Here is a 17,953-nt window from a genome sequence, read left to right as displayed (position 1 = left end):
CTAGCTCCCTCGGTAAACGGAGTAGCCGAACGGGTTGAGCAGCAGCGGTACGTGGTAGTGCTCGCCCGGGTTCACCGCGAAGGTGATCGTTACCTCGGGGAAGAACGCACCGCTGTCCCTTACGCGGGGGGCGTCCTGCTGCGCCTCGGCTTGCTTCTTTTCGCTCTGCTTGGTGCTGAAGTACGTCTCGGTCTCGAAGTCGAGACGCACGTGTGTGGTGCCCTCCGGCAGGGCCGGCAGGTCCTTGCAGCGCCCGTCGGCGTCGGTGGCGCTGCCGCCGAGGGCCGCCCACTCGCCGTCGAGGCCCGCGCGGGCCGACAGGGAGATGGCGACACCCTCGGCGGGACGGCCGATGCTGGTGTCCAGGATGTGGGTGGACACCGAATTTCTCGGCGATGCCGCGGTCTCAGTGCTCATGGTCACTCTCCTTCTGCGAGTTCGACGAGTCGGGTCAGGCGGATCCGGTTGATCTTCACCAGCTCGCCGCGGGCGATCTCTCGCTCCTGCTCCGGCGAGTTGCCGATCCGGACCTTCACCGCGTCCCGCATGAACTCACCGGTCGCACCGGTCGCGCAGATGAGGAAGACGTGGCCGAACTTCTCCTGGTAGGCCAGGTTCAGCTCGAGGAGCTCGTTCTTCAGCTCCTCCGAGGCGCCGGCCATGCCGCGCTGCTCGCGGGCGGAGGTCGGGTCTCCCGGCTTCGGCCGGCCGATCGGCGCGTGGCCTCCCATCGCCTCGCCCAGGTCCTCCGCGGTGAGCGCCGCCATGGCGGACTCGTTGGCGGCGAAGAGGGCGTCGGCGGTGGCGAAGGGGCGCTGGGCGAGCATGCCGCCCACCCACGCCGAACTGGCGCAGACCTCGTGCAGCTCGGCCTGGGCCGCGCTGTCGTCCAAGGCGTTGAACCGGGTGAGACCCGGGGTCGGACTCGAAGTCACGGTAGGCCTCCGTGGCCTGTTGTTGCTTTGACGGGCTGCGCATAGCTAACGCCCTCGGCCACACGGCGTCAACACTTTGTTGAAACTTCCCGTACACAAAAGCCGCCGCCCGGATGAATGGGGCGGCGGCTCGTGACCGTGGGTGAGTCAGCCCTCACTCCCGGCCGTCCTGCCGGGCTTCGCCTGAGCGGCGGCGTCCCGGTTCAAGTAGTTGTAGACCGTGAAGCGGCTCACGCCCAGGGCGCCCGCGACCGTCTCCACCCCGTGCCGCACCGCGAAGGCACCCCGCGCCTCGAGTATGCGCACCACGTCCTGCTTGGCCTTGCGGTCCAGCTGCGCCAGCGGTACGCCGTGGCGGCGCTCCAGCGCCGCGAGGATGTGGTCCAGCGAATCGGAGAGCTGCGGCAGGCGCACCGCCAGCAGGTCCTGCCCCTCCCAGGCCAGCACGACGTCGTCGGGCCGCGCCTGGGAGGGTTCCAGCATCTGGCCGCCCATCGCGTCCACCAGCGGCTTGACCGCGGTGACGAACGGGTGGTCGCGGGGCTCGGTCACGAGGCGCCCTCCCCGATCACGTTGACCTGGAGCGAGACGCGCGTCGCGCCGGCCTCCAGCGAGTCGCGCAGCAGCGCGGCCACGGCGTCCAGCACCCGGCCGGACTCGCCCTCGGCGGTGTTGCCGAAGGGGCCGACGTCCACCGCGTCCAGCTGGGCCTTCTGGATGACCTCGCGGGCGGCCACGGCGTGGGCGGGGGCCTCTTCGAGGTCGAAGGGCTCGGTCGTGAACTCAACTCTCAATCGCACGTCGCCAAGCTACCCGGCAGTCCTGAGATTCCGGGAGTCCGCACTTGACAAGTACGACGGTCGGCTTGCAGTCTTCCATCAAGCAGAAAATAACTTCCGCAATACGGAAGGAGCGCACACCCCTCATGGGATACACGGACCAGCGCTTCGATGTGAACCTGTCGATCCTCTTCACGGAACTCCCGCTCCTGGAGCGCCCCGCGGCCGCGGCCGCGGCGGGCTTCACCGCGGTCGAGCTGTGGTGGCCCTGGATCGAGACCCCCACCCCGGCTCAGGAGGAGCTGGACGCCCTCAAGAAGGCCCTTGAGGACGCCGGCACCCAGCTGGTGGGCCTGAACTTCTACGCCGGCCGGCTGCCGGGCCCGGACCGCGGCGCGGTATCGGTCCCCGGTGAGGAGTCGGACCGCTTCAACGCCAACATCAACGTGGCGGCGGACTTCGCCGCCTCGGTCGGCTGCAAGGCGCTCAACGCCCTGTACGGCAACCGCGTCGAAGGCGTGGACCCGGCCGTGCAGGACGAGCTGGCCCTGAAGAACCTGGTCACGGCGGCCCGCGCCGCGGACCGCGTGGGTGCGATCCTCCTGATCGAGACCCTCAACAAGCCCGAGTCGCCGCTCTACCCGCTGGTGAGCGCCCCGGCCGGCATCGAGGTGGTGGACAAGGTCAACGAGGCCACCGGCCTCGGGAACGCCAAGTTCCTGCTCGACCTGTACCACCTGGCGATGAACGATGAGGACCTCTCCGAGGTCATCGAAAAGTACGCCGCCAAGACCGGCCACGTCCAGATCGCGGACAAGCCGGGACGCGGTGCCCCCGGCACCGGCGAACTGCCCCTCGAGGCACTCCTGGACCAGCTGAAGAAGGCCGACTACGAGGGCTACGTGGGCCTCGAGTACAAGGCCGCCGACGCCGCCGCGTCCTTCGGGTGGCTGCCCGCCGAGGCCCGCGCCGCCCGGTAGGCGGACGAAGTCCGGGCGATCAGCCAGGCACCCCACGCACTTTTCGTACGAAGCATTAAGAGAAGGACCTCATCATGAGCAACCTCCCCAAGATCGCCTGGATCGGTCTCGGAATCATGGGCTCCCCCATGGCCGAGAACCTGCTGAAGGCCGGCTACTCGGTCACCGGCTTCACGCTGGAGCAGGACAAGCTGGACCGCCTGGCCGCCGCGGGCGGCACGGCCGCCGGCTCGATCGCCGAGGCCGTCGCGGACGCCGACGTCATCATCACGATGGTGCCCGCCTCTCCGCAGGTCGAGGCCATCTCCTACGGTGAGAACGGCATCCTGGAGAACGCCAAGTCCGGCGCGCTGATCATCGACATGTCGTCGATCACCCCGCAGACCTCCATCGACCTGGCGAAGAACGCCGCCGAGAAGGGCATCCGCGTCCTCGACGCCCCGGTGTCCGGCGGCGAGGCCGGCGCCATCGAGGCCGTCCTGTCCATCATGGTGGGTGGCGAGCAGGCCGACTTCGACGCGGCCCTGCCGATCCTCGAGGCCCTCGGCAAGGTCATCGTCCTGTGCGGTCCGCACGGCTCCGGCCAGACGGTGAAGGCCGCCAACCAGCTCATCGTCGCGGTGAACATCCAGGCGTGCGCCGAGGCCGTCGTCTTCCTCGAGAAGTCCGGCGTGAACCTCCAGGCCGCCCTGGACGTCCTCAACGGCGGCCTGGCCGGCTCCACGGTCCTGACCCGCAAGAAGGACAACTTCCTGAACCGCGACTTCAAGCCCGGTTTCCGGATCGACCTGCACCACAAGGACATGGGCATCGTCACCGACGCCGCCCGCAACGTCGGTGCGGCCCTGCCCGTCGGCGCGGTCGTCGCCCAGCTGGTCGCCTCCCTGCGCGCCCAGGGTGACGGCGGCCTGGACCACTCCGCCCTGCTGCGCGCGGTCGAGCGCCTCTCCGGCGCCCAGATCTGATCCGCCGCCGCGGCCCGCTCCCCGGGCCGCCCTCCCCCTGACGGGGGCCTGAGTTTCCGGATGGTGCCGGTGCTGACACCTGTCCTGTCGCGCCCAAGCGCCGGCACCGTCCGGATCACCTCTCCTCTCTCTTTCTTTTCAACAAACTGTTGACGTTGCGTTCACGCCGAAATTAGGCTGTTCCGCCTGACGGAAGACGCTTTCCGCCAGCAGTTCCCCGTACGGAAGGTCACCATGTCGAAGCGCACGCTGACGACCGAGTCCGGCGCCCCGGTCGCCGACAACCAGAACTCCGCCACCGCCGGCGTCGGTGGCCCGCTCCTGATCCAGGACCAGCAGCTCCTGGAGAAGCTCGCCCGCTTCAACCGCGAGCGCATCCCGGAGCGCGTGGTGCACGCCCGCGGCTCGGGCGCGTACGGCTACTTCGAGGTGACCGACGACGTCACGGCGTACACCAGCGCGGCGTTCCTGAACACGGTCGGCAAGAAGACCGAGACCTTCCTGCGGTTCTCCACCGTCGCCGACTCCCTCGGCGGCGCGGACGCGGTCCGCGACCCGCGCGGCTTCGCGCTGAAGTTCTACACCGAAGAGGGCAACTACGACCTCGTCGGCAACAACACCCCGGTGTTCTTCATCAAGGACCCGATCAAGTTCCCCGACTTCATCCACTCCCAGAAGCGCGACCCCTTCACGGGCAAGCAGGAGCCGGACAACGTCTGGGACTTCTGGGCGCACGCCCCCGAGGCCACGCACCAGATCACCTGGCTGATGGGTGACCGCGGCATACCGGCGTCCTACCGCCACATGAACGGCTACGGCTCCCACACCTACCAGTGGACCAACGCCCAGGGCGAGGCCTTCTTCGTCAAGTACCACTTCAAGACGAACCAGGGCATCCGCTGCCTGTCGAGCGAGCAGGCCGCCGAGCTCGCCGGCCAGGACGCCAACTCGCACCAGACCGACCTGCTCCAGGCGATCGAGCGCGGCGTGAACCCGAGCTGGACCCTCTACGTCCAGATCATGCCCGCCGCCGAGGCCGCGGACTACCGCTTCAACCCGTTCGACCTCACCAAGGTGTGGCCGCACGCCGACTACCCGCTGCAGCGCGTGGGCCGCCTGGTCCTGGACCGCAACCCGGACAACGTCTTCGCCGAGGTCGAGCAGTCCGCCTTCTCCCCGAACAACTTCGTCCCGGGCATCACCGCCTCGCCGGACAAGATGCTCCAGGGCCGCCTGTTCGCGTACGCCGACGCCCAGCGCTACCGCCTCGGTGTGAACCACACCCAGCTGCCGGTCAACGCCCCGAAGGCGACGAAGGCCGAGAACTACGGCCGCGACGGCGTCATGGCGCTGCGCAACGGTTCGCGCGCCGACAAGAACTACGAGCCCAACTCGTACCAGGGTCCGGCCGAGACCGGCCTGGCCCTCGGTGCCCCGCAGGCCGTCTCCGGCTACACGGGCACCCACGAGGCGCCGGCCCACACCAAGGACGACGACTTCTTCCAGGCCGGTGAGCTCTACCGCCTGATGTCGGAGGCCGAGAAGCAGCGCCTGGTGGCGAACATCGCCGGCGGCCTGTCCCAGGTCACCCTCGAGGACGTCATCGAGAAGAACCTGGCTCACTTCCACGCCGCGGACGCCGACTACGGCCGCCGCGTCGAGGAGGCCGTCCGCGCCCTGCGCGACGCCTGAGCCGAAAAGCCGCACCGGGGACCTGGCGGGAGGTCAGGTCCCGGGTGCCGAGCCCGCACCGCGGACCCGGATGAGGGGTGGTACGCGGTGGGGGCAGAACGCGCCGGTCCTGGTGGCCGGCGCCGCGTGAGGACCGTGGCGGGCGTGCGAGCCAGTGCGGTGGTAATGGGTTCCGAGGCCCGTCTCTTGACCTGAGGGAGACGGTGCCGGAGTTCTCGTCGCCGACCGCCACGGTCCCAGCCGAACTCCTCCGCGTACGGGGGCCGCGCACAGAGTCCCCCGTGCACGGAGGAGAACCTTCCCGCTCCGCCCGGCGGTGCGAACGTCCTGTCGCGCCAGCCTCGCCCCGTCGGGCGGTACAGAACAGCCCCGAGTCACGGACGGTCCCGTGACTCGGGGCTTTTCCACGTCCGCGTACGGGGGGGCAACCGGTGCCCGTACGGACCGCAGTGAGACGGCGTCAGCCCGTACGCCAGGGCCGCAGCTTCTCCGGGTTGAGCACGGCCCAGATCCGCCGGATCCCGGCCTCCCCGATGTCGAACGCGTACACCGACAGAATGGCGCCGTCCAGGAGGGCCGCCAGACCGGGCCGCCCGTTGACCGTGCACTCGCGGACCACCAGCCGGCCCGGGAGCGTCCGCTCGGCGAAGAAGCGGGCGACGGGCTCGGCGCCCTCGATGGGGTGCGGCCGGGCCGTGACGACCCCGCCGCCGTCCCCGACGGCGGTGGCGTCGGCGTCGAGCAGACCGATCAGGGCATCGATGTCCCGGGCCTCCCACGCCCGCTTGAACTCCCTCACCACACGGGCCTGCCGGACGGTCGGCGGCGAGGGGGCCCGTGCGGCCTCGACCCGGCGCCGGGCCGACGACGCCAGCCGGCGGCAGGCCGCCGGAGTGCGGCCGACGATGCCGGCCACTTCGGCGAACGGGTAGCGGAAGACGTCGTGCAGGACGAACGCCACGCGCTCCGCCGGGGTCATCGCCTCCAGCACGACGAGGAAGGCCATGCTGACCGACTCGTCGAGCGTGATGCGGTCGGCCGGGTCGGCCGTACTGCCGTCCACCGCGCCGGTGGACCACTCGGTGCGCTCGGGCAGCGGCTCCGGAACCCACTGCCCCACGTAACGCTCCCGCCGGACCCGTGCCGAGCGGAGCACGTCGAGGCAGACGCGGCCGGCGACCTTGGTCAGCCAGCCGGCGGGGGACGCCACCTCCGCCCGCTGCCGCGGGGACATGGCGTACCAGCGGGCGTACGTCTCCTGGACGGCGTCCTCGGCCTCGGCCACGGAGCCCAGCATCCGGTAGGCGAGATCGGTCAGCCTGCGGCGCTCACCGGCGACCGCGCTCGGCACCGGATCGAGTCGGCCGTCCTGCGGCGCGGGCGGGCTGGTCGTCATGGTCTCGCGGCTCCCTCGGTCGGATCTTCCCCACCCTTATGACGGGACGGGGCCCCGGAATGTGACGCGGGGCCGGCGGCCTCACATTCCGGGGCCCCGTCCCGTCATACCGGCGGCGGAACACACCACGACCGGAGGAGTACACGATGACCACCCACCCGTCCGCGGTACGGGCGCTCCTGGCGAACCGCGCCGAGGCCCAGCAGAGCAAGGACATCGACCGGCTCATGTCGTTCTACGCGGCCGACGCCGTCTACTACGACGTCGTCCCCCCGCTGCGCTTCGAGGGAACGGGGGAGATCCGCCGCAACTTCCTGCGCTGGTTCGACGGGTACGTCGGCCCCATCAGCCTGGAGACGCACGACCTCACCCTGGTGACCGGCGGGGACACCGCGTTCGCGCACATGCTGCACCTGGACTCGGGAGAGCGCCGGGGCGGGCCGCAGGCGTCGATCTGGGTACGGGAGAGCGTCGGCCTCCGGCGGACGGACGGCAGGTGGTCGATCACGCACGAGCACGTCTCGATCCCGGTCGACCCGGCCACCCTGACGGTCTGGCTCCCCTCCGACAAGGACCAGCCCGCCTGACGCACGGAGGGACGGGCGGGGCCGCCGCATCCAGGGGGACATGGCGGCGGCCCCCGCCCTCCTCACGGAGGGACGGGGGCCGCTCGGTGCAGGCCGGACAGTTCGTGCTGCTCGTCCTGCGGTTCCTGGGCAGACCGGTCGGGGTCAGACCTTCAGGGCCTTGATGGCGGTCGGGGCGTGGCCCGGCTCGGTCGCGAGCTCCTCGAACTCGGTGACGTCGCTCATGTCGACCGTCTTGCTCATCGCGATGTTGGTGATGCGCTCGAGGATGGCCTCGACGACGACCGGGACCTGGAACTCCTGCGCCAGCTTCTTGGCCTCCTCGAAGGCCTCGCCCAGCTTGTCCGGGTCGGTGACGCGGATCGCCTTGACGCCCAGGCCCTCGGCGACCTTGACGTGGTCCACGCCGTAGACGCCGATCTCCGGGGTGTTGATGTTCTCGAACTCGAGGTTGACCTCGAAGTTGATGCCCAGGTTGCCCTGCGCCTGGCGGATCAGGCCGAGGTAGGCGTTGTTCACGAGGACGTGGACGTAGGGGACCTTGTGCTGGGCGGCGACCGCCAGCTCCTCGATCATGAACTGGAAGTCGTAGTCGCCGGAGAGGGCGACGATCGGGGTCTGCGGGTCGGCGGTGGCGGCACCGATGGCGGCCGGGATGGTCCAGCCGAGCGGGCCGGCCTGGCCGCAGTTGATCCAGTGGCGCGGCTTGTAGACGTGCAGGAACTGCGCGGCCGCGATCTGGGAGAGGCCGATGGTGGTGACGTAGCGGGTCTCCGGACCGAAGGCCTTGTTCATCTCCTCGTAGACGCGCTGCGGCTTCAGGGGGATGTTGTCGAAGTGCGTACGGCGCTGGAGGGTGGCCTTGCGCTCCTGCGCGGAGGCGGCCCAGGCGGAGAAGTCGGGGAGCTTGCCCTCGGCCTTGAGCTCCTTGGCGACCTCGATGAAGAGCTCCAGCGCGGCCTTGGCGTCGGAGGCGATGCCGAAGTCCGGGGCGAAGATCTTGCCGATCTGGGTGGGCTCGATGTCGACGTGGACGAACGTACGGCCCTTGGTGTAGGCGTCCATGTTGTAGCCGGTGTGGCGGTTGGCCCAGCGGTTGCCGATGCCGAGGACGAAGTCCGACTCGAGGAACGTCGCGTTGCCGTAGCGGTGCGCGGTCTGGACGCCGACCATGCCAGCGGCCAGCTCGTGGTCGTCCGGGATGGTGCCCCAGCCCATCAGGGTGGAGATGACGGGGACGTTGACCAGCTCGGCGAACTCGACCAGCAGGTCGGAGGCGTCGGCGTTGATGATGCCGCCGCCGGCGACGATCAGCGGGCGCTCGGACTCCAGCAGGAAGCGGATGGCCTTCTCGGCCTGGGCGCGGCTGGCCCGCGGCTTGTAGACCGGCAGCGGCTGGTAGGTCGCGGGGTCGAACTCGATCTCGGTCAGCTGGACGTCGATCGGCAGGTCGATCAGGACCGGGCCGGGACGGCCGGAGCGCATCAGGTGGAAGGCCTGCTGGAAGACGCCGGGGACCTGCGCCGCCTCCAGGACCGTGGTGGCGGCCTTGGTGACGGGCTTGGCGATGGAGGCGATGTCGACGGCCTGGAAGTCCTCCTTGTGGAGCTTCGAGACCGGAGCCTGACCGGTGATGCACAGGATCGGGATCGAGTCCGCGATGGCGGAGTACAGGCCGGTGATCATGTCGGTGCCGGCCGGGCCCGAGGTACCGATGCAGACGCCGATGTTGCCCGCCTTGGCACGGGTGTACCCCTCGGCCATGTGCGAGGCGCCCTCGACGTGGCGGGCCAGCGTGTGCGCGATGCCGCCCACGTTCTTGAGCTCGCGGTAGAACGGGTTGATCGCAGCACCGGGCACGCCGAACGCTTGTTCGACACCCTCGAGCTTGAGGATCTCAACTGCGGCAGCGGCGGCTGTCATACGAGGCATCTGGTTCTCCTGCGGGTCTGGCGGTCAGACTTTTTCCGTCATCCGGAATTTTTGTTCTGCTATACGGAACAAGCTAAGGCGCCACTTCGCACACGTCAAGGCGGTCGGGCACCCCGGAACACACCAAAAGGCGCATCGCGTTCGGCGAGTTGTACAAATGACCGGCGCCCGGAACCGGATCGGCGTGAATCGGCCGGTCTCCCTCCCCGCACGGTCGCGGGTGGTGGAGCATGGACCCACGGACAGCGACGACGGAGGGGGTCCAGGTCTCATGGCGGAAGCGGTACCGGTGCGCTGTCCCTCGTGCCGGCGCGAGAACGGCTACACCGTCCCGGTCTATCCCTGCGCCTGCGGGAGCCCGGTCGCACCGCCCCTGGACCTGACGGCCCCGCCCGTGCCCCTCACGCACCGCAACTGGTCCGAGGTCTGGGTGACGGTGCGCTGCGCGGCCTGCGGGCGCGAGAGCGAGTGGCCGCACCCGGAGGTGGGCTGCGGGTCCTGCGGGCTGGTCGTACGCGTGCCCGTCCACCCGCCGGAGGGGCCCGCCCCGGGCGCGGGCGCGGGCGCGGGGGACGGCGTACGGGAGGATCCGGCGCGGGCCGGGCGCGCGGACGCGGATCCCGCCGGTCCGGGTGCGGAGGGCCAGGGGGCGGAGGGCCAGGGGGCGGAGGGCCAGGGGGCGGAGGGCCAGGGGGCGGAGGGCCAGGGGGCGGCCGGTTCCGGCGGACGGGCGGCCCGGCCGGCGGCGGGCGCCGCGGCCCCCCGGCCGCGTACCGGCCCGGCCGCCGGGCCCGCGCTGTCACGGCCCGCCTTCCGGCCCGTGACCATCCGTACCGCCCGGGACGCGGTGGTCACGGCCGCGCTGTACCTGCGCTGGCTCGGTTTCCGGGACGTCCGCCAGCCGGACGGGGTGCCGATCCCCTCGGCCGCGGTGGACCTGCGGGCCCCGGGGGTGGTGGCACAGGTGGACCCGACGACCGCGCCGGCCGGGCTGCGGGCCGTGGAGTGCGTGTGGCTGAACGGCCTCACGGCCTCGGCGACCAGCGTCTACTTCTCCCTGGCCGGTTACACCGAGGACGCCCGGAGCCGGGCGGACGAGCTGGGGATACCGCTGTTCGTCATGGACCTCACCGGCATGCCGCAGCCGGTCAACGACCCGGCGGACCGGCTGGTGGGGAGGGGGGCCTAGGCTCGGGGGCTCTTGGTATTGGTATGAATTCCAGCCCAAGCCCCTTCCTGACGCCCCTTCCCGCCGAGGAGAGCCCGATGAGCCTGTACGACATCCCGCTGACCACCCTGGACGACGAGCCGACCAGCCTGGGGGCCCACCGCGGCAAGGCCATCCTGCTGGTGAACACCGCGTCCCAGTGCGGGCTCACTCCGCAGTACTCGGGACTGGCGCGCCTCCAGTTCGCGTACGAGAAGAAGGGCTTCACCGTCATCGGCGTGCCCTGCAACCAGTTCGGCGGCCAGGAGCCCGGCACCGCGGAGGACATCCAGACCTTCTGCGCGGCCGGCTTCGGCGTGACCTTCCCGATGCTGGAGAAGTCCGAGGTGAACGGCGAGAACCGGCACCCGCTGTACCAGGAGCTGGTGAAGACCCCGGACGCCGACGGCGAGGCGGGGGACATCCAGTGGAACTTCGAGAAGTTCCTGATCTCCCCCGCCGGCGAGGTCGTGGCACGCTTCCGCCCGCGCACCGAGCCCGAGGCGCCCGAGGTCATCGCCGCGATCGAGGCCCAGCTGCCCGGCTGAGTCCCGTACGGCCCGCTCGGCCGAGGCCGGCCCCGTCGTGGCGCGCTCAGCCCAGGCCGGCCTCGTCGTACTCGCGGCCCGAGCCGGCCGCGGTGAGCTCCCGCAGCTCGACCCGGCGGATCTTGCCGGATACGGTCTTGGGCAGCTCGGCGAACTCGATGCGCCGGATCCGCTTGTACGGGGAGAGGACCGCCCGGGAGTGCGCGAAGAGCGCCCGGGCGGTCTCCTCCCCGGGCTCCCACCCGGCCGCGAGCGTGATGTACGCCTTGGGCACCGCGAGGCGCAGCGCGTCCGGGGCCGGGACGACGGCCGCCTCGGCCACGGCCTCGTGCTCCAGCAGGGCGCTCTCCAGCTCGAAGGGGCTGATCTTGTAGTCGGAGGCCTTGAAGACGTCGTCGGCCCGGCCCACGTAGGTCAGGTAGCCGTCGGCGTCGCGGGAGGCGATGTCCCCGGTGCGGTAGAGCCCGCCGGCCATGGCCTCGGCGGTGCGCCCGGGGTCGTCCCGGTAGCCGGTCATCACCCCGGCGGGGGCCGGGCGCAGGTCCACGCACAGCTCGCCCTCGTCGGGGGACTCCTTGCCGGTGACCGGGTCCAGCAGCACGATCCCGTAGCCGGGCGCGGGGCGGCCCATGGAGCCGGGCTTGACGGGGACGCCGGGGAAGTTGCCCACCTGGAGGGTGGTCTCGGTCTGGCCGAAGCCGTCGCGGATGGTGACGCCCCACGCCTCCCGGACCCGCTCGATGACCTCGGGGTTCAGCGGCTCGCCCGCGGCGACGGCCTCGCGCGGGGGCGTGCGCAGCCTGGTGAGGTCGGACTGGATCAGCATCCGCCAGACGGTGGGCGGGGCGCAGAAGGTGGTGACGCCGCCGCGGTCCATCTCCGCCAGGAGGCGTTCGGCGTCGAAGCGCGCGTAGTTGTGGACGAAGACGGTCGCGCCCGCGTTCCAGGGGGCGAAGAGGTTGGACCAGGCGTGCTTGGCCCAGCCGGGCGAGGCGATGTTGAGGTGAACGTCCCCGGGGCGCAGCCCGAGCCAGTACATGGTGGAGAGGTGCCCGATGGGATAGGAGGCGTGGGTGTGCTCGACCAGCTTGGGGCTGGCGGTGGTGCCCGAGGTGAAGTACAGCATCAGGGGGTCGGTGGCGAGGGTGGCCCCGTCCGGGGTGAAGGCCGCGTCGGCCCCGTACATGTCCTCCAGCCGCCGCCACCCGGTGGGGACGTCGGTCCCGGCGGCGATCCGGGTGTAGGTGCCGGGGACCCCGTCGAACTTCGCGGTGTCCTCGGCGCGGGCGATGACGTGGCGCACGTGGCCGCGGTCGACACGGTCGCGCAGGTCGGCCGGGCCGAGCAGCGGGGTGGCGGGGATGACGACGGCGCGGAGCTTCATCGCGCCGAGCATCACCTCCCACAGCTCGCGCTGGTTGCCGAGCATCACCAGGATCCGGTCCCCGGCGGCGACGCCCTGGGCGCGGAGCCAGTTGGCGGCGGAGTCCGACCGTACGGCCATCTCGCCGAAGGAGACGCTCCGGCCGGTGCCGTCCTCCTCCACGATCCGCAGGGCGTCGGCCCCGTTCCCGTGCGCGATGTGGTCGAACCAGTCGAGGGCCCAGTTGAAGCGTTCGGGGCGGGGCCAGGTGAAGCCCGCGTGGGCGGCTTCGTACTTCCCGCGGTGTTCGAGCAGGAAGTCCCGCGCGGCCCGGAAGCTGTCGGTGGCGCTGTTCTCCGTCATGACAGGCATCGTGCCGCGCCGGACGCCCCCTCCACCAGGGCGGCGTCAGCCGCGGACCGGCCCGAAGCGCACGGGTCCGGGCGCGCCGGCCATCCCGGCGAGCAGGGCTTCGCCCTCGGCGGCGATCTCGTCCATGCGGGCACGGGGATGCGTACCGAAGAGCTCGACGGTCAGGGCCGGTCCGCCGCTCCCCTCCGCCATCCGCCACAGGCCGGCGAGGAACCCGTCGACGAGCAGGGTGCGGTGGGCCTGGTTGCCGCTCCAGCTGCGGCCCTTGAGCTCCGGGGGGACCACGCGGGTGCGGTCGGCGTGCGAGAGCAGCAGGTTGTCGAACTCGGGGAGGAAGCGGGGTGGCGCGGGGGTGCCGGCGTCCGGGCGGGGCCCGTCGGGCAGGTCGAAGAGCTCGACGCCGTTCTCGTCGCGGAAGGCGGTCAGCCGCGGGCGCAGCCGCTCGAAGGCCTCGCGCAGCCGGGTGAGTCCCGCCCAGGTCTGCATGTCCTTGACGGAGGCCGGGCCGAAGGCGCCCAGGTAGCGCAGCACGAGGCCGTCGATCCCCTGCCCCTCGCCGGCGGGCTCGCCGACCCACGCCTCGACGGTGGTCAGCCGCACCTGCCCGCTGCGCCCCCACACCCCGCGCGGGGTGACCTGCACGAGCGGCAGCAGGCAGCGGGCGGCGACGGACAGCGACTGCGGGTCGGCCGTGGGCCACTCCCGCAGCAGCTCCTCGCGGATCTCCCCCATGGTGCGCGGCTCGGCCTCGACGAACGCCCGGGCACGGGCGGCGAGTCGGCCCGGGTCCACGCCTGCCAGCCCCTTGCGGAAGGCGGTCAGCTCCCGGTCGCGGGCGGCCTGGACGAGCGGGCGGAGCGTGAGCGCGTCATGGGCGGTGTGGGTGTGGATGGTGGACCGCACGGTGACCATCCGGACCACCTTCCGCTCCTCCATCAGCCGGGCCAGCCCCTCGGGCCGGAACCCGGCGAGCCGGGCGTGCAGCTGGTAGTACGGGGGCGTGACGTTCTGCGCCTGGAGCCCGAGGAGGTGCCCGACGGCTTCCTCCGGGGACATCTCGGCGCGGCTCAGCAGCAGCTGGCGGGCGAGCGTGGCACGGTTCAGAGCGCGGGTGCCGAGTACGGGGTTCGTCCTGGAGGCCATGACAGCAAACTAACCCCCCTCGCGGACACCCTCTGTCCGCAACTCATACGGAGGCTGACTGCGATGCCGGAGCGCCCGAACCGCCGTCCCCCCTCGTCCGCGAAGCGCTCGGGCTGGCTCCGCCCGCCCGCCCCGGCCGCCCCGCCCACGCCGACGGCCCCCGGCCCGCCGCCCCCGGACCACGGCAGCGTGATCGACTCCGCGGTCTACCGCGACGGCCGCCGCGTCGCCTCCCCCACCACCCTCGCCGACACCTTCCGGCTGCTGCGCGAACAGCCCGACGGCATGGCCTGGATCGGCCTGCACCGCCCGTCGGAGTCCGAACTGCACTCCCTGGCCACCGAGTTCAACCTGCACCCGCTGGCGATCGAGGACGCCCTGGAGGCCCACCAGCGCCCCAAGCTGGAGCGCTACGGCGACACCCTCTTCGTGGTCCTGCGCGCGGCCCGCTACCTGGACGCCCTGGAGGAGGTCGACTTCGGCGAGCTCCACGTCTTCGTCGGCCCGGACTTCCTGATCACCGTCCGCCACGGCGCCGCCCCCGACCTCTCGACCGTCCGCCACCGCATGGAGGAGACCCCGGACCTCCTCTCCCTCGGCCCGGAGGCCGTCCTGTACGCGATCCTCGACGCGGTGGTGGACGGCTACGCCCCGGTGGTGGCGGGCGTCCAGACCGACATGGACGAGATCGAGACGGAGGTCTTCCGCGGCGACCCGGAGGTATCGCGCCGCATCTACGAACTCTCCCGCGAAATGGTCGAGTTCCAACGCGCGACCCGCCCCCTGGTCGGCATGCTCCACGGCCTGATGGCCGGCTTCGCCAAGTACGGCACGGACGAGGAACTCCAGCGCTACCTCCGCGACGTGGCCGACCACGTGACGCACACGAGCGAACGCGTGGACGGCTTCCGCCAGGCCCTGACGGAAATCCTCACGGTGAACGCCACACTGGTCTCCCAGCAACAGAACGCGGAAATGCGAGCCCTGGCGGAGGCGGGCTTCGAACAGAACGAGGAGATCAAGAAGATCTCCTCGTGGGCCGCCATCCTCTTCGCCCCCACCCTGGTGGGCACGATCTACGGCATGAACTTCGAGCACATGCCGGAGCTCAAGTGGACGGCCGGCTATCCCTTCGCGATCCTGCTGATGGCAGTGGTCTGCGTGAGCCTGTACGTGATCTTCAAGAAGCGCGACTGGCTGTAGACCACACATCAACGCTGTTGATCAGCCTAGCTCTTGCGAACGCACAGAAGTGGCCCTCAGGCCCCCTGGGGAGAGTCTGGGCAGAATCCGCAGCCCGCCCAGGCCGGGCGCTCCCCCGCACCTTGGGTGCCGACCTCCCGCACCGCCGACCACCTTCGACCGCACTCGATTGCGGAGGGTAACGGTGACGGGTGGCACAGCAGATGCTGTGCCACCCGTCGCCGAGCTGTTAGCTGCACGCAGGCACCTCGGTCATATCGGCAACGACCTGAACCAGCTGACCCGTGCCGTCAACTCCGGCGGCCAACCTACCGACACCCGACTCGACGCCGTGCTCGTTGCGGTCCGCCGAGCCTCCGCCCGCGTCCAGGACGCCACCGGCCGACTTCTCGAAGACGGCTAAGGGCCTGCCCCACCATGATCCCGTGACGTGCGCGTGGCCGCCGGCCACCTCGCAGGCCGTGTACGACATCAAGCGGCCGGTGTCAGGGTGGACCCGTTCCCCCAGCAGCTTCAGCGCCTTCACGGCGAGGCCGGTCTCCTCCAGCGTCTCGCGTACGGCGGCCTCCTCCCGGGCTTCGCCCGGCTCGACCGCACCGGCGGGGAACTGCCAGGAGAGCCGCCCCTCGCTGATCCGGCGCCGCACCATCAGAACGCGGCCCTCGTGCACCACGACGGCCGCTGCGATAGCCGGTCCACCTTCAGCGTTCTGCTGCTCCACGTTGCTCCTCCAGGTCGGGGGGGGGCCGGCTGCCCCAAGGGGTGATGCCGACACGTTCACTGCGGCTCGGCCCCGGCATGGAGGAACGGGGCCAGCAGATCGACCGCTTCCTCCCACGGGAATCGGTCGGCCCCGCCACCGGACTTCGGACGGTGCGGCTCATAGCTGCCGATCAGCACGCCCATCTCCCGGAGCTCGTCAATGCTGCGCCGGTAGGCCCGGTGAGCGGCGAGCGCGGTGTTCACGTAGGGCAGCAGGACCGTGGGGACGCCCATGCCGGGGGCTTCGCAGAGGATGCCGAGGGCCAGGTTGTCGGCGAAGCCGGCGGCCCACTTGTTGACCGTGTGGAACGTGGCCGGAGCGACCGCGAGGGCGTCGGCCCGCGGGTACGTCCGCGCCTCGCCGGGCTCACGCCAGGCGGACCGGACCGGGTACCCGGTCTGCTCCTCGATCGCCCGGGCGTCGAGGAACTCGAGACCCTGCAGGGTGGCGATGACCCCGACCTCCCAGCCCCGTTCCTGCGCTGCGGTGATGAGTCTGCCGACGTCGCCGGCGATCCCGGCGGCGCACACGACGACGTACAGGAAGGGCCTCGGCTGCGGCTCGGTCACGCGGGTACTCCCAGTCGGCGGCTGAAGTGGCGGCGCTCCGGCAGGGTACGACGGCGCTCCCGCGCGGCCATGTCGGCGACCAGCTCGCGGACGGCGGGACGTCGTACGTTCTGGGCGGCGCAGGTTTCGGCGATCCGCAGGGCCTGGTAGCCGTCGGCCAGGCGGCCCTGCTGGGAATAGGCGCGGGCGGCCTCGATCCAGAGTGCGGCACGGCGCTCGGGCACCGGGATGTGGCGGTGCTTGAGCGGGCGGGCCGCGTCGAGGGCGGTGTCCGCTTCGCCGAAGGAAACCCCCCGCGCTGATCCGGTGCAGGGTGACGTTCGTCGGGCCGAAGCCGGCCCAGGCATCGGGCCGGTCCGGAGCGACGTACCGGGCCACCTCCTCCGCTTCGGCGAGGAACTCCCCGGTGGCGGCGCGGTCGTCCGCGCGGCTCGCTGCCGTGGCTCCGCGCAGCAGGCGGCGGCGTTTGGGGTGCCGCCGCCTGGGTGGGTGGGGCTCGGGTCAGCTGTTGCCGAACACGTTCCTCTGGACGTCGTCGGGGCCGTTGAACCGGTCCTTCGAGGAGGAGGCGAGTTCCTGGGTGATGCCCTCGTCGGCGCCGTTCTTCTTCGCCAGCTGGACGAGGTCGTCGCGCTTCGCCGGGTATTCCGCGCCCTTGAGGGCCTTCTGCAGCTCGATGGGGTTGACGTCGGTCATGTCCGCCACACCTCTCAGGGTTCGGTACGCGCCTGGCGGTCCAGGCTTCCTTCACCGGCCCGGGCGGCCGGGGTTTCGGCCTCAGTGGCCGTTGTCGCCTCCTTCGCGTTCGCTCTTCGGGACGGCGGTTTGCGTGCCGCGCTCGCGTTCCCTTCCGGGAGGCGGGGGCACCGGTCCGACGGCGGCCACGCGGAGTCCGGAGCGCAGGTGGCCTTCCGGCTGGGGCTGCGTCTCGTCGTCCGCCCGGGGACCGGCCGTTCTTCCTCCTCGTCCTCGCCCCGGGGTTCGGGTCACGGCGGGCCCGCTCGATCCGGTCGCGCCGTGCGGTCACATGCGCGCCTACCCAGCCGCGCGGGATCACACCTCGTCGGTTCCGCCGGGGGTCCGGCCGCCCGGGTCCCGTTCCGATTCGACACGTGTCAACATAGACGTATGTCGAACACCGAGGTGCTGCCGCTGCTGGAGCCGGGTCCCGAGGCCCCGGCCTGCTGCCCGCCGCTGGACGGGCGTGCCTTCAGTGCCGAGGAGGCGGAGCGCACCGCCAGGATGTTCAAGGCCCTCGGTGATCCGGTGCGCCTGCGCCTGTTCTCCGCCGTGGCCTCCCACCCGGACGGGGAGGCGTGCGTGTGCGACATCTCCGACGTCGGGGTCTCCCAGCCGACCGTCTCGCACCACCTGAAGAAGCTCAGGGAAGCGGGCCTGCTCAGCTCCGAGCGCCGCGGCACCTGGGTCTACTACCGCGTCGAGCCCTCGGTGGTGGCCGCCATGGGCCGCCTCCTCGCGTCGGCCGCCGACCGCGCGGGCTGAGGGAGCGCCGGGGACG

The 17,953-nt window shown here is 71.3% G+C and carries 19 protein-coding genes and 1 pseudogene; 8 read left to right on the top strand and 12 right to left on the bottom strand.

From position 1 onward, the window contains the following. From uraH to ACZ514_RS00195, 4 genes are all read right to left on the bottom strand, one after another. On the bottom strand, positions 1-417 hold the full coding sequence (gene uraH / locus ACZ514_RS00210) for a hydroxyisourate hydrolase (protein ID WP_468698314.1): 417 nt from the start codon (positions 415-417) through the stop codon (positions 1-3). A gap of 2 nt (positions 418-419) precedes the next feature. Next, the gene (gene uraD, locus ACZ514_RS00205) at positions 420-935 is read right to left on the bottom strand and encodes a 2-oxo-4-hydroxy-4-carboxy-5-ureidoimidazoline decarboxylase (protein ID WP_468173991.1); all 516 of its coding nucleotides are present in this window, start codon (positions 933-935) and stop codon (positions 420-422) included. A 147-nt stretch (positions 936-1,082) separates the two neighbouring features. Further along, on the bottom strand, positions 1,083-1,487 hold the full coding sequence (locus ACZ514_RS00200) for a helix-turn-helix domain-containing protein (RefSeq protein WP_468173993.1): 405 nt from the start codon (positions 1,485-1,487) through the stop codon (positions 1,083-1,085). Next, positions 1,484-1,735 (bottom strand): YkoF family thiamine-binding protein, encoded by a 252-nt coding sequence (locus ACZ514_RS00195; protein WP_468698317.1) that lies wholly within the window; start codon positions 1,733-1,735, stop codon positions 1,484-1,486. The genes ACZ514_RS00200 and ACZ514_RS00195 overlap by 4 nt, the downstream gene beginning before the upstream one ends. A gap of 125 nt (positions 1,736-1,860) precedes the next feature. On the opposite strand from ACZ514_RS00195, the gene ACZ514_RS00190 reads away from it, so the two are divergent. From ACZ514_RS00190 to ACZ514_RS00180, 3 genes are all read left to right on the top strand, one after another. Continuing rightward, positions 1,861-2,694, top strand: coding sequence for a TIM barrel protein (locus tag ACZ514_RS00190; protein ID WP_469123690.1), 834 nt, complete (start codon positions 1,861-1,863; stop codon positions 2,692-2,694). Positions 2,695-2,768: 74 nt separating this feature from the next. Next, positions 2,769-3,659 carry a 2-hydroxy-3-oxopropionate reductase gene (locus ACZ514_RS00185; RefSeq protein WP_468173999.1) on the top strand — a complete coding sequence of 297 codons (891 nt, stop codon included), beginning with the start codon at positions 2,769-2,771 and terminating at the stop codon, positions 3,657-3,659. A 234-nt stretch (positions 3,660-3,893) separates the two neighbouring features. Further along, positions 3,894-5,351, top strand: coding sequence for a catalase (locus ACZ514_RS00180; protein ID WP_469123689.1), 1,458 nt, complete (start codon positions 3,894-3,896; stop codon positions 5,349-5,351). A gap of 460 nt (positions 5,352-5,811) precedes the next feature. Here the strand turns inward: ACZ514_RS00180 and sigJ are convergent, their stop codons facing one another. Continuing rightward, complete coding sequence (sigJ, locus tag ACZ514_RS00175; RefSeq protein WP_469123688.1) at positions 5,812-6,747, bottom strand: RNA polymerase sigma factor SigJ; 936 nt, start codon at positions 6,745-6,747, stop codon at positions 5,812-5,814. 146 nt (positions 6,748-6,893) lie between these two features. On the opposite strand from sigJ, the gene ACZ514_RS00170 reads away from it, so the two are divergent. Next, a complete protein-coding gene (locus ACZ514_RS00170) occupies positions 6,894-7,334 on the top strand; it encodes a YybH family protein (protein ID WP_469123687.1) in 441 nt (146 codons plus the stop codon). 144 nt (positions 7,335-7,478) lie between these two features. Here ACZ514_RS00170 and gcl read toward each other — a convergent pair whose 3' ends face one another. Beyond that, a complete protein-coding gene (gcl, locus tag ACZ514_RS00165; protein WP_468174007.1) occupies positions 7,479-9,266 on the bottom strand; it encodes a glyoxylate carboligase in 1,788 nt (595 codons plus the stop codon). A 271-nt stretch (positions 9,267-9,537) separates the two neighbouring features. Between gcl and ACZ514_RS00160 the strand changes: the two genes are divergently transcribed. Next, positions 9,538-10,455, top strand: a complete 918-nt coding sequence (locus ACZ514_RS00160) for a hypothetical protein (RefSeq protein ID WP_469123686.1) — start codon at positions 9,538-9,540, stop codon at positions 10,453-10,455. 77 nt (positions 10,456-10,532) lie between these two features. Then, entirely contained in the window at positions 10,533-11,021 is a 489-nt protein-coding gene (locus tag ACZ514_RS00155) for a glutathione peroxidase (protein WP_468174011.1), read from the top strand. 46 nt (positions 11,022-11,067) lie between these two features. Here the strand turns inward: ACZ514_RS00155 and ACZ514_RS00150 are convergent, their stop codons facing one another. Next, positions 11,068-12,747: an AMP-binding protein gene (locus ACZ514_RS00150; RefSeq protein WP_469123685.1), complete on the bottom strand. Its 1,680-nt coding sequence runs from the start codon at positions 12,745-12,747 to the stop codon at positions 11,068-11,070. A 45-nt stretch (positions 12,748-12,792) separates the two neighbouring features. Next, positions 12,793-13,899, bottom strand: coding sequence for a winged helix DNA-binding domain-containing protein (locus ACZ514_RS00145; RefSeq protein WP_469123684.1), 1,107 nt, complete (start codon positions 13,897-13,899; stop codon positions 12,793-12,795). Positions 13,900-13,962: 63 nt separating this feature from the next. Between ACZ514_RS00145 and ACZ514_RS00140 the strand changes: the two genes are divergently transcribed. Next, positions 13,963-15,102 carry a magnesium and cobalt transport protein CorA gene (locus ACZ514_RS00140; protein WP_469123683.1) on the top strand — a complete coding sequence of 380 codons (1,140 nt, stop codon included), beginning with the start codon at positions 13,963-13,965 and terminating at the stop codon, positions 15,100-15,102. A 229-nt stretch (positions 15,103-15,331) separates the two neighbouring features. Here ACZ514_RS00140 and ACZ514_RS00135 read toward each other — a convergent pair whose 3' ends face one another. The 4 genes and pseudogenes from ACZ514_RS00135 to ACZ514_RS00120 form a co-directional block, all read right to left on the bottom strand. Continuing rightward, the gene (locus tag ACZ514_RS00135) at positions 15,332-15,823 is read right to left on the bottom strand and encodes an NUDIX hydrolase (RefSeq protein WP_468174019.1); all 492 of its coding nucleotides are present in this window, start codon (positions 15,821-15,823) and stop codon (positions 15,332-15,334) included. Positions 15,824-15,879: 56 nt separating this feature from the next. Next, on the bottom strand, positions 15,880-16,434 hold the full coding sequence (locus ACZ514_RS00130; protein WP_469123682.1) for a flavoprotein: 555 nt from the start codon (positions 16,432-16,434) through the stop codon (positions 15,880-15,882). After that, positions 16,431-16,890: pseudogene (locus ACZ514_RS00125) on the bottom strand (helix-turn-helix domain-containing protein); the annotation flags it as partial. The pseudogene ACZ514_RS00125 and the gene ACZ514_RS00130, both read right to left, overlap by 4 nt. Positions 16,891-16,935: 45 nt before the next feature. Continuing rightward, positions 16,936-17,130 carry a DUF2795 domain-containing protein gene (locus tag ACZ514_RS00120; protein WP_468174023.1) on the bottom strand — a complete coding sequence of 65 codons (195 nt, stop codon included), beginning with the start codon at positions 17,128-17,130 and terminating at the stop codon, positions 16,936-16,938. A 432-nt stretch (positions 17,131-17,562) separates the two neighbouring features. On the opposite strand from ACZ514_RS00120, the gene ACZ514_RS00115 reads away from it, so the two are divergent. Continuing rightward, positions 17,563-17,937, top strand: coding sequence for an ArsR/SmtB family transcription factor (locus tag ACZ514_RS00115; RefSeq protein WP_468174025.1), 375 nt, complete (start codon positions 17,563-17,565; stop codon positions 17,935-17,937). The last annotated feature ends 16 nt before the right edge of the window (positions 17,938-17,953 follow it).

The sequence above is a fragment of the Streptomyces sp. NPDC034086 genome (assembly GCF_055575515.1).
Note: the sequence above shows the minus strand (reverse complement) of the source record. Positions and strands in the feature narration are given on the sequence as shown.

What these genes read in the sequence shown, in the direction of transcription:
- ACZ514_RS00145 (WP_469123684.1), bottom strand. Translation starts at nt 13,899, where the DNA reads ATGGCCTCCAGGACGAACCCCGTACTCGGCACCCGCGCTCTGAACCGT.
- ACZ514_RS00150 (WP_469123685.1), bottom strand. Translation starts at nt 12,747, where the DNA reads ATGACGGAGAACAGCGCCACCGACAGCTTCCGGGCCGCGCGGGACTTC.
- ACZ514_RS00190 (WP_469123690.1), top strand. Translation starts at nt 1,861, where the DNA reads ATGGGATACACGGACCAGCGCTTCGATGTGAACCTGTCGATCCTCTTC.
- ACZ514_RS00155 (WP_468174011.1), top strand. Translation starts at nt 10,533, where the DNA reads ATGAGCCTGTACGACATCCCGCTGACCACCCTGGACGACGAGCCGACC.
- ACZ514_RS00170 (WP_469123687.1), top strand. Translation starts at nt 6,894, where the DNA reads ATGACCACCCACCCGTCCGCGGTACGGGCGCTCCTGGCGAACCGCGCC.
- uraH (WP_468698314.1), bottom strand. Translation starts at nt 417, where the DNA reads ATGAGCACTGAGACCGCGGCATCGCCGAGAAATTCGGTGTCCACCCAC.
- ACZ514_RS00180 (WP_469123689.1), top strand. Translation starts at nt 3,894, where the DNA reads ATGTCGAAGCGCACGCTGACGACCGAGTCCGGCGCCCCGGTCGCCGAC.
- ACZ514_RS00115 (WP_468174025.1), top strand. Translation starts at nt 17,563, where the DNA reads ATGTCGAACACCGAGGTGCTGCCGCTGCTGGAGCCGGGTCCCGAGGCC.
- ACZ514_RS00160 (WP_469123686.1), top strand. Translation starts at nt 9,538, where the DNA reads ATGGCGGAAGCGGTACCGGTGCGCTGTCCCTCGTGCCGGCGCGAGAAC.
- sigJ (WP_469123688.1), bottom strand. Translation starts at nt 6,747, where the DNA reads ATGACGACCAGCCCGCCCGCGCCGCAGGACGGCCGACTCGATCCGGTG.
- ACZ514_RS00185 (WP_468173999.1), top strand. Translation starts at nt 2,769, where the DNA reads ATGAGCAACCTCCCCAAGATCGCCTGGATCGGTCTCGGAATCATGGGC.
- gcl (WP_468174007.1), bottom strand. Translation starts at nt 9,266, where the DNA reads ATGCCTCGTATGACAGCCGCCGCTGCCGCAGTTGAGATCCTCAAGCTC.
- ACZ514_RS00140 (WP_469123683.1), top strand. Translation starts at nt 13,963, where the DNA reads ATGCCGGAGCGCCCGAACCGCCGTCCCCCCTCGTCCGCGAAGCGCTCG.
- ACZ514_RS00120 (WP_468174023.1), bottom strand. Translation starts at nt 17,130, where the DNA reads ATGACCGACGTCAACCCCATCGAGCTGCAGAAGGCCCTCAAGGGCGCG.